This window comes from Chondromyces crocatus (assembly GCF_001189295.1).
GTDB classification, from domain to species: Bacteria; Myxococcota_A; Polyangia; order Polyangiales; family Polyangiaceae; genus Chondromyces; species Chondromyces crocatus.
This window is the reverse complement of record NZ_CP012159.1, coordinates 7,171,978-7,189,630: the sequence shown is the minus strand read 5'-3', so window position 1 is coordinate 7,189,630 and position 17,653 is coordinate 7,171,978. Positions and strand designations below refer to the sequence as shown.

General features: G+C 68.4%; 7 protein-coding genes. 3 read left to right on the top strand and 4 right to left on the bottom strand.

Annotation, left to right across the window (positions count from 1 at the left end; all coding sequences use genetic code 11):
- Positions 1 to 19 precede the first annotated feature (19 nt).
- Positions 20 to 8,680 (bottom strand): type I polyketide synthase, encoded by an 8,661-nt coding sequence (locus tag CMC5_RS26215; RefSeq protein ID WP_050432979.1) that lies wholly within the window; start codon positions 8,678 to 8,680, stop codon positions 20 to 22.
- Between the two features lie 775 nt (positions 8,681 to 9,455).
- On the opposite strand from CMC5_RS26215, the gene CMC5_RS26210 reads away from it, so the two are divergent.
- Positions 9,456 to 10,994, top strand: coding sequence for a tryptophan 7-halogenase (locus CMC5_RS26210; protein ID WP_050432978.1), 1,539 nt, complete (start codon positions 9,456 to 9,458; stop codon positions 10,992 to 10,994).
- Positions 10,995 to 11,056: 62 nt separating this feature from the next.
- Positions 11,057 to 13,159: a B12-binding domain-containing radical SAM protein gene (locus CMC5_RS26205; protein ID WP_050432977.1), complete on the top strand. Its 2,103-nt coding sequence runs from the start codon at positions 11,057 to 11,059 to the stop codon at positions 13,157 to 13,159.
- Between the two features lie 87 nt (positions 13,160 to 13,246).
- Here CMC5_RS26205 and CMC5_RS26200 read toward each other — a convergent pair whose 3' ends face one another.
- Both CMC5_RS26200 and CMC5_RS26195 read right to left on the bottom strand, forming a co-directional pair.
- Complete coding sequence (locus CMC5_RS26200) at positions 13,247 to 14,677, bottom strand: cytochrome P450 (protein WP_050432976.1); 1,431 nt, start codon at positions 14,675 to 14,677, stop codon at positions 13,247 to 13,249.
- A gap of 88 nt (positions 14,678 to 14,765) precedes the next feature.
- Complete coding sequence (locus tag CMC5_RS26195) at positions 14,766 to 16,055, bottom strand: PAS domain-containing protein (RefSeq protein ID WP_050432975.1); 1,290 nt, start codon at positions 16,053 to 16,055, stop codon at positions 14,766 to 14,768.
- A 273-nt stretch (positions 16,056 to 16,328) separates the two neighbouring features.
- On the opposite strand from CMC5_RS26195, the gene CMC5_RS26190 reads away from it, so the two are divergent.
- A complete protein-coding gene (locus CMC5_RS26190) occupies positions 16,329 to 16,910 on the top strand; it encodes a GreA/GreB family elongation factor (RefSeq protein WP_082363519.1) in 582 nt (193 codons plus the stop codon).
- Here CMC5_RS26190 and CMC5_RS26185 read toward each other — a convergent pair.
- A complete protein-coding gene (locus CMC5_RS26185; protein ID WP_050432973.1) occupies positions 16,873 to 17,568 on the bottom strand; it encodes a DUF2238 domain-containing protein in 696 nt (231 codons plus the stop codon). The two genes, CMC5_RS26190 and CMC5_RS26185, sit on opposite strands and share 38 nt — an antisense overlap.
- Between the last annotated feature and the right edge of the window lie 85 nt (positions 17,569 to 17,653).

Below are 17,653 nucleotides of genomic sequence, written 5' to 3'. Positions count from 1 at the left end.
GGGACGACTCGGCGGTCCTTCATTTCGTGGTGAGCGTCAGCGCCGCCAGCTTTGCGGACAGCAACGAGGCCATCTCGTCGACGGAGAGCGCATCCAGGTCTTCTGGCTCCAGCGCGGACACGACCTCCGGCGGTTCCGGGGAAGGCCCTGCGGACTGGCTCAGCGCGAGCCCCATCCGCTCCGCGAGGTGCCCCGCCAAGCTCCCCAGGCTCGCGTGACCGAACATCAGCGTCGCCGGCAGCGTGATCCGGAGGCTCGCCTCCAGTCGGTTGCGGAGCTCCAGGCTCATGAGCGAGTCGAGCCCCAGGTTCATGAGCGGCGCATCGCTCTGGATCCGTGCTGGGGGCATGCGGGTCACCGTCGCCAGGTGATCGCGAACATGCGCCTCCAGCCGCTCGCGACGTGCGTCCGGCGCGAGACGCCTCAGCTCCTCGCCGCTCAGCGGTGCGCGGTCGCGCTCCGGTCGCTCCGGCTGCGCGTCCGAGATCTCGGCGAAGAGCGGGGAGTTCGCAGCGATGGGGTAGAACTCACGCCAGTGGCGCAGGTTGAACGGGGTGACCGTGACCTCGGCCTCGCCCTGGTCCAGCACCCTCCCGAGCGCTTGCTTTCCTTGCGTCGGGGTGAGGCTACCGAGTCCCCGCGCGGCGAGGCGCGCACCGCGACGCTCGTCTGCGGCAGCGAGGCCGACGTCGCCCCATGGTCCCCAGGCGATGCAGTGGGCTGGTCTCCCTGCCGCTCTGCGATGCCGCGCCAGGGCGTGCAGGAACGCGTTGGCTGCGCAGTAGTTCGCCTGCCCGGGAGAGCCGAGGATCGCGGCTGCCGACGAGTACAGCACGAAGACATCGAGCGGTGCGTCGGCAGTCGTGACGTGCAGGTTCCAGGCGCCCAGCGCCTTCGGCCGCATCACCCCCTCGAATCGCTCGCGGGTCTGCTGGAGCAGCAAGCCATCATCGAGCACGCCAGCCGAGTGGAACACCCCGCGCAGCGGCGGCATCGTGGTCCGGAGTTCCGTCAGCAAGCCTGTGAGGGCCGCCTCGTCCGCCACATCGACACGCGCCGTCTTCACGCTTGCCCCGGCCTGCTCGAAGCGCGCGATCTGCTCCTGCGCCGTGGCCGAAGGGTCACCACGGCCGACGAGCACCAGATGACGCGCTCCTCGCTGCACCAGCCAGTCCGCCGTCGCGAGTCCGAGCGCGCCCAGCCCGCCCGAGACGAGGTACGTCCCGTCCTCGCGGATGCGCGCCCCGCAGGGATCAGCAGCGCGGGTGGCCTCGTCATCCACCGTGAGCACCACCTTCCCGATGTGCTCGGCCTGCGCCATGTGACGGAATGCATCGGCGGCCGCTGCGATGGGGAAGGTCCGGTAGGGCAGCGGGCGGAGGGAGCCCTCGCCGACGAGCCCTGCGATCTCCCGGAGGAGACGGCCGCAGACCGCCGGCCTCTCGTCGAGCATTCGCGCGAGATCGATGGCGAAATACGAGAGGTTCCTGCGGAACGGCGCGAGCCCGACCGGCATGTCTTCGTAGATGTCGCGCTTCCCGATCTCGAGGAACCTCCCGTGGGGCGAGAGCACCTCGAGGCCGGCGGTGATGGCTGGGCCGGTCAACGAGTTCAAGACGACGTCGACGCCACTTCCCCCGGTGCGCGTGAGGACGTCACTTGCGAACTGGAGCGACCGCGAGCTCGAGAGCTGCGTGATCCCCAGCGAGCGCAGGTAGGCCTGCTTCTCGACGCTCCCGGCCGTCGCAAAGACCTCCGCGCCGGCCTGCCGAGCGATCTGGATCGCCGCGAGCCCGACCCCTCCCGCGGCGGCGTGGATGAGGACCCGCTCTCCTCGCTCCAGGCGGCCGAGGTGCGTGAGCGCATACTGGGCCGTCATGAACGCGATGGGCAACGTCGCCGCTTGCTCGACATCGAGGCCGTCCGGCCGGGGAACCACGAGGCGCGCGTCCGCGATCACATGCGTCCCCAGGCTGCCGCGCGCCACGGCGAGGACGGCGTCTCCGACCTGCTGAGAGACCCCTTCACCCACTGCCGTCACCGTGCCAGCGCATTCCAGACCGAGCGCGATGGGGCCGGAAGGATCGTCCGGGCGGACGCCCATGGCCGAGAGCACGTCGAGGAAGTTCAAGCTGGCGGCGTGGACCTGGATCTCCACCTGACCTGGACCCGGCAGGACACGCTGCACCGGCCGTAGCGTCAGGGTATCGAGCAGCCCAGGGGTGCCGATGTCCAGCCGGAGCGCCGAACCTCCATCGCCCGCACTTCTCACCTCTGGCGAGGTGTCCTGGCCCAGGTCCTCGAAGTCCGGCCGCCGCACCAGGCGCGCCACGTCACGAGCCCCTTCGCGGAGTCGGATCTGCCGTTCGCCCTCGCCGGCGAGGAGTTCGTCGGCGAGTGCTTCGACGACGGCGAGCGCCGTGGAGGAGGGGACGTCGACGCACGTCGGCTGCAGCTCCGGGTGTTCGTAGGCCATCGCGCGCACCAGGCCCCAGAGGGGCGCCTGCGTGAGGGTCGAAGCGGCCACCGCGACGCCTGTCGCTTCGGCGTCCCCCGTCACGAACCAGAGCCGCGGTGCCGCTGGCCAGTCCAGGCGAGAGATCCCCTGGATCATGTCGAGTACCCGCGTGCTGCTGCGCTGCAAGGAGGCGTCCAGCGAGGCCAGCGAGAGGTCCTCGGGGGTAGCGGTGTCCAGCGGCCAGAGGCTCACGATCCCGCGGCAGGCCAAGGCCTCCTGCTTCATGTTTGCAAAGAGCTGCTTGTACCCTTCTGCGCTCGTGGGAAGGAGCGCGTCGCTCTGGGGTCCCGCGGCGTCGGTCGAGGAGGCCGAACGGAGCAAAACACAGCGCTCTCCTCGCGCCCGCAGCACGTGCCGAAGCTGCTCGGCAACCCCCCCACGATCGGCGAGCAGCAACCAAATGCCGTGCGCCGATGGGGTTGCTGAGCGCGCCAGCGGTCGCTGCTGCCAGACGACCTTGCAGAACATGCCGTGCAACGGATCGGCCTCCCGAGCACGCTTTTCCACGGACGTGCGCGCCTGGAAGTTCTCCACCTGCAGCAGCGGCTCCCCCTCGGCGTTGGCGATCGAGAGGTCTGCGCTCAGCTCGCCCTGGCTCGTCGGTTCGCCTACCCGAACGACGACATGGCTCCACACCACGGGCGTCCACGCATGATCCCATCGCCGCAGGGCTCCGACGGCGACGGGGACGATCGCGCTCCCTGTCGCGCGTCCCTCCTTCGGTCGTGGCAGCGCGGCGACGAGGACCTGAAAGCAAGCATCCAGGAGGGCTGGATGGACGACGTGGGGACCGTGGCCCTGGGACGACGAAGCGGACACATGGATCTCGCCGAGGGCCTCCCCATCCCGGCGCCACACCCCGGCCACGCCCTGGAACGCCGGCCCATAGTCCATGTCGCGCTCCGAGAGGCGCTGGTAGTGCTCCTCCTTCGTTGACACCTCGGAGCACCGGGCCTGGATGGCGCTGCGGGGGAGCGGCACCGGCGACGCCAGAGGCTCTGGTGTGGTGAGCTGCAGCCGGCCCGTCGCCTTGAGCGTCCAGCTTGGCTCACCCTCCGGCGAAGTCGCCGGGCAACTCGATACACGGAACGACGCGACCCCCAGCGGATCGACCCCCAGCGAAACCTGCAGGCTCTGAGGCTCACTCTCCTGAAGAGAAATCGCCGAGCGGAACGCCACCTGCTCGATGTGCGCACCCCCATGCCCCAGGGAAGCGGCAGCGGAGAGGGCGAGGTCGAGGAAAGCGGCCGCCGGCAGGACGGGGTGCCCGTGGAGGCGGTGGTGGTCGAGCCAGGGGAGAGCGCCCAGAGACAGGGCGTCGAGGTGCCAGAAGTGGGTGCCTCGGTGGACCGAAGAGGCCAGGTGGGCACCGAGGAGCGGGTGATGCTGTCCCTGGGCATGCGGCGTGGTCACGGAGCGCAGCGCGGGGGCGGCGTGGGGTGTCTCCTGGAACCAGAAGGGGTCGTGCTGGAAGGGGTAGGTGGGCAGGGCGGGGAGGGGAGCCGTACCCGGGAAGAGGGCGTGGACGTCGAGGTCGTGGCCAAGGGTGTAGAGGGCACCGAGGGCGTCGAGCATGGCGGCGCGCTCGCTGTCGTCCCGGCGGAGGGAGGCGACGGCGGCGGGCTCCGCGTCGAGGGCGAGGAAGGACTGAGCGATGGCGTGGAGCAGGCCCGGATGGGGCGCGATCTCGAGGAAACGGCAAGGACCGTCGTCGAGGAGGCGGCGGACGGCCTGAGAGAAGAGAACGGGCTGACGGAGGTTACGCGCCCAGTAGTCGGGGCCCATCTCGGCGCCATCGAGGTAAGCGGCGGAGACGGAGGAGAGGATGGGGAGCGACGCGGTGCGCGGCTGGAGGCCCTGGAGGGCGTCGAGGAGGCGCGGGAGAAGGGGGTCGACGTGGCGAGAGTGGGAAGCGACGTCGACGCGGACGAGGCGGCAGTAGACGCCCTGGGCTTGCAGCGCGTCGATGAGCTGCTGGAGGGGCAGCGGCTCGCCGGCGACGACGGAGGAGCGGGGGGCGTTGCACGCCGCGAGGTCGAGCAGAGGGAAGCGGTCGGAGAGGATGGGGCGAAGGTCGTCGTCGGAGAGGTCGACGACGGCCATGGCGCCAGCGCCGTGGAGGGAACGGAGCAGGGTGCTGCGCAGGCAGATGACGCGCGCGGCGTCGGAGAGAGAGAGGGCGCCGGAGAAGGCGGCGGCAGCGACCTCGCCCATGCTGTGTCCGAGCAGGGCATCGGGGTGGAGGCCCCATGCGCGCCAGAGGGAGGCGAGCGCGAACTGGAAGGCGAAGAGCAGGGGCTGGAGGACGTCGATGCGTTCGAGGAGGGCGGCATCCCCGTGGAGCAAGGCCTGCTCGAGCGACCAGTCGAGGAAGGGAGCGAAGGCATCGGCGCACTGTCGGAGCGCGTCGCGGAAGACGGGCTGGTGAGCGAAGAGCTGTCGTCCCATGCCGAGCCACTGAGCGCCTTGACCTGGGAAGACGAAGACGAGGCGTGCGGGGCGGCTGTGCGGCTGGTGAGCGTGGGAGAGGCCCTGGCGAGGCTCGTCGTGGAGGAAGGCGAGGAGCTTGTCGCGGAGCGAGAGACGGTCGTATGCGGTGATGGCGATGCGGTGGAGGTGGTGGCTGCGCCTGGTGGCCGCGGCCGCGCAGAGGGAGAGGAGCGGGACGTGTGCGAGGGCGCCGTCGTCGTCGAGGCGGTCGACGTAAGCGTGTGCGAGGGCGCGGAGGGCCTCGTGGCTGCGCGCGGAGAGGAGGAAGAGCTGCTCGGCGGTCTCGCCTGTGGGCAGGGCCAGACCCGAAGCGGGCACGTCGACCTGCGCGGGCGCTTCCGGTGCCTCCTCCAGGATCACATGCGCATTCGTGCCGCCGAACCCGAAGGAACTCACGCCGGCGAGCCGACGCTGGGCCCCCCGCGGCCACGAGGCCAGCTTCTTCTGGACACGCAGGGGCAAGGTCTCGAACGGAATGTGAGGATTCGGCTGCTCGAAATGCAGGCTCGCAGGGAGCGCTTCGTGGTGGAGCGAGAGCGCCACCTTGATCAACCCTGCGATGCCTGCCGCGGCCTCCGTGTGCCCCAGGTTCGTCTTGACCGAGCCGATCGTCGCCGGCGTTCCAGCCGCGCGACCCTCCGCCAGCACGGCCCCGAGCGCCTTCACCTCGATGGGATCCCCGAGCGCCGTCCCCGTACCGTGGGCTTCGACGTACTGAACCTCTCCTGGCGCGACCCCGGCCCGCTGACAGGCCGCCCGAACGAGGTCCTCCTGGGCCTTCTGGTTCGGTGCGGTGAGCCCGTTGCTCCGGCCATCCTGGTTGACCGCGCTGCCGCGGACGAGTGCATAGATACGGTCACCCTCGGCCAGCGCGCGTGAGAGCGGCTTCAAGGCGACGACCCCCACACCCTCGGCACGAACGTACCCGTTCGCCCGCGCGTCGAACGCCTTGCAGCGCCCATCGGGCGCCATGAACCCTGCCTTGGCGAACTGGAGCGTCACCTCGGGCGACAAGAGCAGGTTCACCCCCCCGGCCAGCGCGAGCGCGCAGTCCCCTCGCCGCAGGCTGTCGCAGGCCAGGTGAACGGCCACCAGCGACGAAGAGCACGCCGTGTCCACGGCGAGGCTGGGCCCGCGCAGATCGAGCGCGTACGAGATCCGGTTCGCGGCGATGCTCGCGGCGGCGCCCGTCGCCGCATGGATGTCGTGGTCGAGGGTGCCAGCGCGTGCCTTCCGCTCGCTGTAGTCGTGCCCCGACAGACCCACGAAGACCCCCACAGAAGCGCCAGCGATGCGGCCAGGAGGGATCCCCGCATCCTCCAGCGCCGCCCACGCCGTCTCCAGGAGGAGCCGCTGCTGCGGGTCTGCGCTCATCGCCTCCCGGGGGGAGATCCCGAAGAACTCCGCGTCGAAGCCGCGCACCTCGCGCAGGAAGCCGCCCCACCGCGTGTGCATCTTGCCGGGCGCTGCCGGATCTGCGGAGTACAGCGCGTCCGCATCCCAGCGATCCGACGGCACCACCCCGATCGCATCCACGCCCTCGCGCAAGAGCTTCCAGAACGCGCTCGGCGTGTCGGCATCTCCTGGGAAACGGCAGCCGATCCCCACGATGGCCATCGGCTCGTCCGCCACCGCGCCCAGCGGCTCGGCCGGCTCTTCACGCCGGGTCGACGGGACCTGCCGCCCTGCGAGGTGGCGCGCCAGCTTCTCGATCGTCGGGTACTCCCACAGGAGGGTCGGGGAGAGGCTCGTGGAGAGCCAGCTCTCCAGCTCGCCGACCAGCGCGACGCCCTGGTGAGAGCTGAGCCCGTAACGCGCGAAGGGCTCGCCTGTCTGGATGGCCCCCTGCTGGACCCCCAGCCGCGTGGCCAGCTCTCCCAGCAGCCAGGCCTGAATCGAAAGTTCGCGGTGCGCGATCGCGGTCTGCAGCGCTGGCTCCGCCTCTCGCTGCCGAGCTGCAGGATGTTCCCAGCTCAGTGAGGCCTCCAGCCTGCCTTCCAGGAAGTCCGCACGGCACTGGCTTCGCTGGATCTTCCCGCTGGACGTCTTCGGGATGCTCCCCACGCGGATGAGCGTGATGGCATGCACCGAGATCTCGTGGACCTCGGCAATGGCTTGCCGGATCGCGGTGAGCACGGCCTCGCCGCTCTTCTGCGATCTCACCTCCGCGATGACGGCCAGCCGCTCCTCCCCACCGACGTCCACCGAGAAAGCCGCCGTGCAGCTCGGTCGGATGTCCTCGTGGCATTGCTCCACGGTCCACTCGATGTCCTGCGGGTAGTGGTTTGCCCCGTGGAGGATCACCACATCTTTGACGCGACCCGTGACGTGGAGCAGCTCGTTCCGGAAGAAGCCCAGGTCTCCCGTGCGGAGGAACGGTCCCTCGTCCGAGCCTGCGATCCGAGCGCGAAAGGTGCGTTCGGTGTCCTCCGGTCGCTGCCAGTAGCCATGCGCCACGCAGGGATCGGAGACCCAGATCTCCCCGATCTCGTCAGGCGCACAGGGCCGGCACGTTTCGGGATTGACGATGGTCACGCGCTCGCAGAGGGCCCGCCCGCAGCCGACGACCCGGAGATCTCCGCCCCCTCCTGCCCCCGCGACCACCCGACGCCGCTGAAGGTCGGCCATCCGGAACCAGGCCGGCTGCGCGGGCTCCCAGGGGCCCGACGACACCACCAGGGTCGCCTCGGCCAGCCCATAGGTCGGATAGAACGCGCTCGCGCGGAACCCGTAGGGCTCCAGCGCCTCCGTGAATCGCTCCAGCGTCTCCCACCGGATCGGCTCCGCAGCATTCCCCGCCATCTGCCAGCAACGCAGATCCAGCCCCTGGCACCGCTCCGGCGTGATCTTGTGAATGCAGTGCTCGTACGCGAAGTTGAACCCCTCGCTGTGCGTCACCCTGTATCTCGAAATGGCCCGCAGCCACCGAATCGGCTGCTTGAGGAACGAGAGCGGCGACATGACGAAGCAGGTCGCCCCCACGTAGAGAGGCTCGATGAGGCCCTCGACCAGACCATAGTCGTGAAAATAGGGGAGCCAGGTCAGCGCGACGCTCTCCGGGCCGTAGCCGAGCCCCTGGCGGAGCAGCTCGCACTGGTGCAGCACGTGCTGGTGGCTGACCATGACCCCCTTGGGCGTCGACGTGGAGCCCGAGGTGTACTGGAGATAAGCGAGACCATCGGCCGAAATCGCGGGCTCATGCCACTCCATGGCGAGCTCGTCCGGCACCGCATCCGTGCCAATCCAGCGAACATGACCCAGTTCGGGCGTGGATTCGCACTGCCGAGCGGAAGTCGCTGCAATCTCCGAGGTGGAGAGCGCGATGACCGCGCCCGCATCACGCGCAATGGCCTGGATGCGCGGGAGCGTCCGCCGCAGCCGTGCATTGTCGATGGGTGGCGCCGGCACGCCGACGACACCTGCGTAAAGGCACCCGAAGAACGCCGCGATGAAATCGAGACCCGGGGGATAGAGCAGGAGCGCGCGCTCTCCGAATGCCGCCACCGACTGCAACCGAGCTGCAATGGCGCGGGCCCGACGATCCAGCTCGGCATAGGAGAGCTGCGGTCCGGGGAGTTCACCGTCGAGCAGAAAGGTGTACGACGTCTTGTCGGCATCCGAAATCGCACGGCGGCGGAGCAGCTCGACGAGGGTGGCATCGTTTCGGCGCATGTCGGCCTTGGGGGCGCAGGTTCCCCGAGCATTCGTGATGAGTTTGCTGCAATTGAGCACAGCGGACAAATTGGGGTCAAGAGCGCAGGTACCAGAGACATTGCGGCGCATGTCCGAGACTCGCCGTCACCTGCGGCTGGGGGAGCCCGCTGGCACGACCTGCGTGGATCTCCCATGTGCGCCGGAGTGTGTGTGACCTGCTGAAGAGGACGCGCCTCCTTATTAAGGATGAGCCCCGGTGCTCACCTGTTCGCAAGACCTGGGCCTGACGGAGACACGCTGCGGCGTCGTGGTTCTCGGCGGTCCTTCCGCTACCGCTGGGCCAAGCTAGCGCAGCTTGTGCCACGATGGCGCGACTCGCACAGGTGAGCCACACGCTGGAGGCGCGCAGGGGCTCGCGTGCACGCGCCCGAGGCGTCGCGCGAGCGCGCTCGCCTCCACGGATCAGAACCCTGGGAGGACCGAGCACCTGACGGCGCGCCCTGGCATGCTCATTGATGATGAACCCGCGCCGCGTCCTGGAGCGCGGCTGCAGTTTCTGACGATGGCATTCTTATTTAAGATCACCCGACCTCGCCCGAGCCGAGCGGGGACAGGCGGTGAAGGGCGGCCATGCCCTGACGAGAGAGACGCTGGAACGCGATGGGGACCTGCGTCGATAGGCGTCTCGTACCTACGCTGAACTCCGGTATCGGAGCGTCAGAAGCTGGTGGATCTATGGATCGCGGCCCGGTATGGATGGTTGCCGTCTGGGCACGTGTACGGGGTGTGAACAATGAGTACGAGGCCTGAGGTGTTCGATCTGATCGTCATCGGAGGTGGTCCTGGCGGCTCGACGCTCGCGTCGTTCGTCGCGATGCGTGGACACCGCGTTCTATTGCTCGAACGGGAAGCATTCCCTCGCCATCAAATTGGCGAGTCGCTGCTCCCGGCCACGGTGCACGGCATCTGCGCGATGCTCGGCCTCACCGATGAGATGAAGCGCGCCGGCTTCCCCATCAAGCGCGGCGGGACATTCCGGTGGGGAAAGGAGCCGGAGCCCTGGACGTTCGGCTTCACCCGTCACCCTGACGATCCTTATGGCTTCGCATACCAGGTCGAGCGGGCTCGCTTCGACGACATGCTCCTCAGGAACAGCGAGCGCAAAGGCGTCGACGTACGGGAGCGCCATGAAGTGATCGACGTCCTCTTCGAGGGCGAGAGGGCCGTCGGGGTCCGCTATCGGAACACCGAAGGCGTGGAACTCATGGCCCACGCCCGGTTCATCGTCGACGCCTCCGGCAACCGGACCCGGGTATCTCAGGCCGTCGGCGAGCGCGTCTACTCCAGGTTCTTTCAGAACGTCGCGCTCTATGGCTACTTCGAGAACGGCAAGCGCTTGCCCGCGCCCCGTCAAGGCAACATTCTCTCCGCCGCGTTCCAGGATGGCTGGTTCTGGTACATCCCGCTGTCGGACACGCTGACGAGCGTCGGCGCGGTCGTGTCCAGAGAGGCCGCGGAAGCCATCAAGGATGGGCATGAAGCCGCGCTCCTGCGCTACATCGACCGCTGCCCCATCATCAAAGAGTACCTTGCACCGGCCACGCGGGTGACGACCGGAGATTACGGTGAGATCCGTATTCGGAAGGATTACTCCTATTGCAATACCAGCTTCTGGAAGAACGGCATGGCCCTCGTGGGAGACGCAGCGTGCTTCGTCGACCCGGTGTTCTCGTCGGGCGTCCACCTGGCCACGTACTCCGCCTTGCTCGTCGCGCGCGCGATCAATACCTGCCTGGCCGGGGAGATGAGCGAACAGCGGTGCTTCGAGGAGTTCGAGCGACGATACCGTCGCGAATACGGTAACTTCTATCAGTTCCTCGTGGCGTTCTATGACATGAACCAGGATACGGACTCGTACTTCTGGTCAGCGCGCAAGATCATCAACACGGAGGAGCGTGCCAATGAGGCGTTCGTGCGGCTCATCGCGGGGCGCAGCAACCTCGACGAGCCTGTATTCCAGAGCGTCGCCAAGGACTTCTTCACCGAGCGCGAGGGATTCGGTGCCTGGTTCGGTGGCCTGGTCACCAGCATGGCGAAGGGGGACGGGGGAGGCCTCATGGTGGGGGAGGGGGCGACCGACGCCACGGAATCGACGGGCTTTGCACCCGAGAATTTCATGCAGGGCTTCACCCGGGAGATCACCGAGCTGCAGCATCTCGCGATGTTCGGCGAGGACCGAGGCCCGGAGACGCCGCTCTGGTCGGGTGGGCTCGTCCCGTCGCGCGATGGCCTCGCGTGGGCCGTGGAGAGCGGTGAGGACGCGGCCGGGTAGCGCGCCGAGCGCCCGGCGCTGAAGTGAATGCTCGTTCTCGATCAGTTCAGGGAGAGGTACTCATGGCGACGGATATTCTCGTAATCGTGCCGGTCGAGCCGCCCATTGCGCACTTCGCAGATTCGGTCGTTCGTCAGACGTCGGGCGGGCGTCTGCACATGCCCCTCACGCAGGCCTTCCACGAGTTCGAAGAGTACGTGGGCGCCGCGCTCGAACTCTACAAACCCTCGCAGCGACCGCACTTCGGCGGTGAGATGTGGCCTCCCGTCATCGGGACGAAGGCTGCGGACTTCCTGGCCAGCCGCGCGGCGCAGCCCCCGCGTCGCACCCTGGCGTCGATCACGCTCGCCACCCACCTGGAACGAGCGGGCCTGCGCTGGGAGGTCGTCGATCCCGGAATGCAGGAACTCCACTACTGGAGGAAGCGCTTCGAACAGGCGCGCGCGAACAACCCGACGGCCATCGCCATCTGCACCACGTTCATCGTCTGCGAGCCGTGGCTGCGCGCCCTCTGCCACGTCATCCGCGAGGTCCTGCCGTCCACGAAGATCATCATGGGCGGCTACTACTATGCGGTGAACGTGAAGAAGTTCCTCGCGCTCGACGCCGACATCTTCTGCGTCGGCGAAGGCGAACAGCGTCTCCCGGCCATCGTCCAGGCGCTCAAGGGGCAGCGCAGCCTCGAAGAGATCCCCGGCCTTTACATCCGCCGACCCGACGGCGGGACGCACCACACGGGCTCTGTCGAGCAGCTCGACATGAATGAGCTGCCCATCGTCGACTGGAGTCTGAGCACGCGGGTCGAGCCCCCGATCGATCCCATCGCGACGCCGGTCGCCACCTGGGTGGAGACGCAGCGAGGGTGTGTCTTCAGCTGTGAGTTCTGTGATTACCGGACCATCCAGACCCCGGCCGTCATGACCACGGATCGCGCCGCGGAGGCCATCCTGGCGGCAGGCGTCTCGCCGCGTGGCTCGGTGCGGATCACCGACTCCACGGCGACCTTCCCCCACAAGCGCTGGGAGGAGGTGCTGCAGAAGCTCATCGAGCGCGGAGGCTCCAAGGCGCCTTTGTGGTGCTTCGCGCGTGTCTCCGACATCAACGAGCGGAGCGCCGAGCTGATGAAGCTGGCCGGCGTCCAGCACATGTTCATCGGTCAGGAGAGCGGTGACCAGCGCGTCCTGACCGAGATGAAGAAGGGGACGAACGTCAAGCAGGTCCGCCCCGCCGTTGCGGCGCTCGCCAAGCACGGCCTGAACGCGACGTTCGCCTTCATTCATGGCTTCCCCGGGGAGGACGATGCGTCCATCCAGGCGACGCGAACACTCATCAAGACGCTGAACGACGGCCACGAGGATCGGCCCGTCGCGCTCCTGTACCTGGCGCAGCCGCTCGTCCTCTTCGATCTCGCCACGGTCAGCCAGCGCCCCGAGATGCAGGGCGTCGATCACTGGATGGCCTACGACAACGCCCGCTTCCCGCCGCAGCGCGCGCTGGCCGAGGTCTTGCAGACCGTGATGGAGGTCAGCCGCATCCCTCACGCGCCGGCGTACCTGCTGATGCCAGGGACCTTCCCGGGGTACTGGGAGGAGTATTTCTTCTTCTCGCCCCATCGCTACGAGGTCTTCCGGTGGATGAAGGCCCTCGAGCGCGGCGTGGCCATCTTCCTGGAGCGCGACCTGGAAGGGACCAAGCCCAACGACGCCGAACTCGCGCGCCTCAAGGAGCAGATCCTGGCCAGGCGAGAAGCGATCCCCGTCTGGCGCTCCAGGGCCGAGCGCATGGCCGCGCGGGCGCAGCGCCTGGTCGTCCAGCGGCTCACGCGCGAGTGGACGAACGAAGGGAAGACCGGCCCTGGGCCGCTCACCCGTGGCCTGATGGGGCTCTCCGTGCTCCGGGACACGCGGAACCCTCAGCTCGCCCGGGAGGCGCTCAAGACCGGCGTGTACCCCACGCTCGGCACGGTGAACCTCAAGGAGTCCGAGCTCGACTCCCTGGCCGCCGACCTGCGCGACGAGAGCCTCGGCGTCGAGCACCGACGCCGCCAGGTCGCTGCTGCGCGCAAAGCGTTCGTCCCTGCCTCCGCCCTCTCCAGGCGCGGGCCGAACGGCGAGCCGGTGACGCCCGGTGCATCCGATCCGGCCGAGAACGACGCCGCCACGTAACGTCGCCGCCCCGTGAGGACGCGCTCCACTGGTGCGGGAGCGCGCCTCGCTGGACGCTGCTGGTACAGCGTCCCCCGTCCGCGCATCTCAGCTCAAGTCGACGAGATCGTGGATCGTCCCTCGCACGCCGCCAGGCCGCGCGAAGTGCCCATCTTGTCGAGTCCAGACCATCCGCAGCCCCTTCCGAGGGCCCATGAGGATGCTTCGCATGTGGTGCGACACCACGGCATCCGGAGAGAGCGTGAAGCGACGACGCTGCAAGAGGATCGCCAGCGCGATCCGCAGCTCCAGCGCCGCAAAGCTCGCCCCGATGCACGTCCGAGGGCCTGCACCGAAGGGCAGGTAGTCGTACGGCGACGGCCGCAACGTGCTCCAGCGATCCGGTCGGAACCGCCTGGGCTCCGGGAAGATCTCGGGCGCGTGGTGGGAGATGATCGGGCTCAGGATGACCGTCGTGTCGGGCGGCAGGGTGCAGCCGTCGAGCTTGGCCTTCTCCGAGGAGTTCCGTAGAAAGAGCAGCGGCGCCGCCGGCAGCAGGCGCATGCTCTCCTTGATCACCGCGTCCAGCAGCGGGAGCTGCGAGAGCTGCTCGACGGTGGGGGCTTCACCGCCCAGCACCGAGGTGAGCTGGTCGACGAGGGCGGCATAGATCTCGGGGTGCTGAGAGAGCAGAAAGAGCGTCCAGCTCAGCGTGTTCGCGGTCGTGTCGTGGCCTGCGATGAAGAGCCCGGTGGACTCGCTGAGCAGCTCGGCATCGGTCAACGCGCCACCGTCCTCGTCGTGCGTCCGGAGGAGGATGGAGAGCAGGTCCTGGGTCTCCTCGCCGCTGCTCCGCTTCCGCTGGATCAGCGCGGAGATCCGCGCCTCGAGCTGCGCGCAGCGCTGCATGAAGCGGCGGTACGGCAGCCCGGGGATCTCGAACGGCAGCGCCATCACGCCGAGAGAGGTCAGCCCTTCGAGGAACTGGAGCCCCAGGCGCCCCAGATCCTCGGCCTCGTTCGAGACGTCCAGCCCGAACAAGCACTGCAGCGCGATGCACATCGTCAGCTCGGTCATCTCCGAGGCGATGTCCACGATCTGGCCGCTGGGCCTGCGCGCGAGGTAGCGCTCGGTCACCTCGACCATCTGATCCCGGTACGCCTCGACGCGACCCTTCGAGAACGCTGGCATCATCAAGCGCCGGCGCCTCTTGTGCATCTCGCCATTGAGCGAGGGCAACGAGGTCGTGAGGCGCGTCAGCGGGCTGTCTGGTGCCGTCTCGACGAGCGACTTGCTGTAGTTGACGAACAGCTTCGCGTCCGTGAGCACCTGCCGGTTGTTCTGCCCGCCGAACAAGCAGACCATGGCGGGCTTCTCGGCGCAGAGGACGGCCACGTCGCCGTACTCATGGTGCAGCGCCCTCACGGTCGTCAACGGGTCGCGGAGGAATCGAACGAGGTGAGGTCTTCCGCCGAGGAGGGGCAGGGGCCGCAGCCCCGGCAAAGCGTGGAGCGCGGTATCTCGCGAAGGGTTCGCCACCGTCGGGAGAATGCCCGTGAATGTGCTGGCTGTCTTCGATTTCCTGCTGGAGAACCCGACGCGTGATGCCCGGATCCCGTGGTGCTTCTCAGCGTCGCAGGCTGTCGCTCCCGTCGCGACGGAGGTGCCGGAGCGCGTGTGCGATGCCGCTCTGGAGCGTGCTCAGCGTGGTGAGATCGGTGAGATCGAGCTGGAGCGCCACCAGCGTCTGCGCCACCGCCGGGCTCATGCCCGTGAGCAGCACCTCGGCGCCGAGCAGTCGTGCAGCACGCGCGACCCCGACCAGCGCGTTGGCGACCAGGGTGTCCATCACCTTGACCCCCGTGATGTCGACGATCGCCGTGCGGGCGCGCTCGCGCGCGATGCCGTCGAGCAAGGTCTCCAGGATCTCCCGCGCTCGCAAGCTGTCGATGGTGCCGACCAGGGGCATGGCCAGCACGCCCTCGGCGATGGGCATGAGCGGTGACGACAGCTCGCGGAGCGCCGCGCGCTGGCCCTGGATCATCTGCTCCTGCATCGCCTCCCGCGCCTCGTCGGCGCGCTTGGTCTTGGTGATGTCGGTGCTGATCCCGCAGATCCCGAGCACGCGCCCCGCTCCGTCGCGCAGAGGGAACTTCGAGGAGAAGAAGATCCTGTCCCCGTCCATCGCTGGCGCGAGCTCCTCCAGTTGCAGGGGCTCACCGCGTGCGAGCGAGGCCTCGTCGGCCTCTCGGAACGCCGTCGCGATGGCGTGCGGGAACAGCTCGGCATCCGTCTTCCCGAGCACCTGCTCCTCGGTGAAGTGGAACAGGTCGAGAAAGCGCTGGTTCACGAGGAGGTAACGGCCTGGCGTATCCTTCACGTAGATCACGCTCGGCGAGTTGTTCAGCAGAGCGAGCACGAACGCCTGGCTCCGCCGCAAGAGGACGGCTGGGCTGTCCTCGCCGACGGGCAACACCTCGACGCTCACCTCCACGGGGGTGCCCTCCGCGTCGCGGAAGACGGTGTTGGTCCAGGTGCAGTCGAGGCGCTCGCCGGAGCGGGTCCTGCTCGGGGCGCGGGCGGTCACGAGCTGACCCGTCAGCGTGAACTGGAGGGTCAGCTGCACGATCTCGGGCGGGACCTCCTCCGGGGTGATCACCTCCCAGAAGAACCGCCCCACGACCTCGTCACGTCGCCAGCCGAGCAAGCGCTCGGACTCCCGTGACCACTCGGTCAGGCGCCCCTGCACGTCGTAGCGAATCTCGGCGGACTTCAGGGGAATCGCGGTCCGGACCTGTCTCGGATCCGGGCTCGATGCCGGCGGCGCATCAGCTCGCCTGAGCTGAGTGCGCAGCGCTTCGTTCTCGGCGCGGAGCTGCGCGATCAGCTCTGCAGTGTCTCCCTCCGCGTGATCCATGATGCTCGATGCGCCTCCTTCTCCAGGCTCTTCGGCTTCGAGTCTGCTCACACCTACCGAGACGCGGCAGAGGTGACAAGAGGCGCGCACCGTCAGGTCTCACCTGTCATGGTCACCCTGAACCCGCGCGTGCAGCCCTACAGACGCGTCGTCGACGAGGCGACCTGCACGCGCGCGTGGTGCCGTGTGCGTCCTCGACCGCTTGCGTGCGCTGGGTTCGAGGTGCGGCATGACACCACCGATCCTGCTGCACTACATTCTCCTCGGATCGCGATGAGCAAGGCATTCACCCGCGAATCGGACGACGATCTCGACGACGTACCGGTGCGGCCGCTCGGTGCAGAGCTACCGCCAGGCGTGAAGAACTACATGACACCCGAAGGTGCGGCACGCCTGCGTGACGAGCTCGAGCGGGTGACGCGGCTCGAGCGGCCGGCGATCGTTGCCGGTGGTGACGCCAGAGCCCTGCGCGACCTCGACCGACGCATCGCCTTCCTCGCGCGCAGGATCGAGGCGCTGGAGGTGATCGATCCCGCACGGCAGCCCACGGAGCGCGCGCTCTTCGGGGCCACGGTGACGGTGCGTGACGACGAGGAACGAGAGCGCAACTACCGGCTCGTGGGGGTGGACGAGGCGGCGCCGTCTCGTGGTGATGTGAGCTGGCAATCTCCCATCGCGCGCGCTCTGCTCGGCGCCGAGGTGGGAGATGTGGTCACGGTGAAGTCTCCTCGCGGCGAGGAGGAGCTGGAGGTGCTTCGCGTGCGCTACGTCACGGAGGCGCGTGCCGACGAGACGGAGGTGCGCGCCGACGAGCCCCTCACGGTGCGGCTTCGGGGTGAGGCGGGGGAGACGTAGGGCTCCCGGAGAACAGCGCCGCCATCGAGCGATCGTGCGCGCCGCCCAGCGTGAGCAGCGAGACGATCGCGCCGACCAGGGCGAGGAACATGTCCCACTGCGCATCCCAGACATCCCCTTGCGATCCGAGGAAGGCTTCCCCGACATCGCCAGCGACGACGAGCGTCGTCCACCACTCCAGCAGCTCCCAGAACGCGCCGATCGCCAGCGCGATGCTGACCACGATGAACGACAACCAGCCACCCCGCTGGAGCGGCGTCCGCCGCAGGAGCACCTCGCGGATGATCAGGGCAGGGAAGAACCCGAGCGCGACGTGGCCCACCCGGTCGTAGTGGTTGCGGCTGAAGCCGAAGGCCTCCTTCGCCCAGTTGCCGAGCGGCGTCTCGGCATAGGTGTAGTAACCGCCGTAGACGAGGATCAGCACGTGGAGGAACACGCACACGTACACGAGGCGTGACATCGGAAAGCGCTTGTAGACGGCGAGGAGGACCGCGATGCCGAGCAGCCCCGGACCGACCTCGAGCAGCCAGTTGAGGTGCCCGGCGGCGGGGCGGATCGCGGTCGCCACGCAGACCGCCGTGAGCACGCCCAGCAGCACGAGGGGGAGGCGTGCGTGCTGCATCGTTCCGCGAACGGGTCGCATCTCTTTCGTGGACATGTCGGCTCGCTGGAGGATAGCTCGGTCGGCGTTCCGGGTCGCGAGGCGCTCGTGCCTGGTCGCGAGGCGCTCGTGCCTGGTCGCG

What these genes read in the sequence shown, in the direction of transcription:
- CMC5_RS26210 (WP_050432978.1), top strand. Translation starts at nt 9,456, where the DNA reads ATGAGTACGAGGCCTGAGGTGTTCGATCTGATCGTCATCGGAGGTGGT.
- CMC5_RS26205 (WP_050432977.1), top strand. Translation starts at nt 11,057, where the DNA reads ATGGCGACGGATATTCTCGTAATCGTGCCGGTCGAGCCGCCCATTGCG.
- CMC5_RS26185 (WP_050432973.1), bottom strand. Translation starts at nt 17,568, where the DNA reads ATGTCCACGAAAGAGATGCGACCCGTTCGCGGAACGATGCAGCACGCA.
- CMC5_RS26190 (WP_082363519.1), top strand. Translation starts at nt 16,329, where the DNA reads ATGAGCAAGGCATTCACCCGCGAATCGGACGACGATCTCGACGACGTA.
- CMC5_RS26215 (WP_050432979.1), bottom strand. Translation starts at nt 8,680, where the DNA reads ATGCGCCGAAACGATGCCACCCTCGTCGAGCTGCTCCGCCGCCGTGCG.
- CMC5_RS26195 (WP_050432975.1), bottom strand. Translation starts at nt 16,055, where the DNA reads ATGGATCACGCGGAGGGAGACACTGCAGAGCTGATCGCGCAGCTCCGC.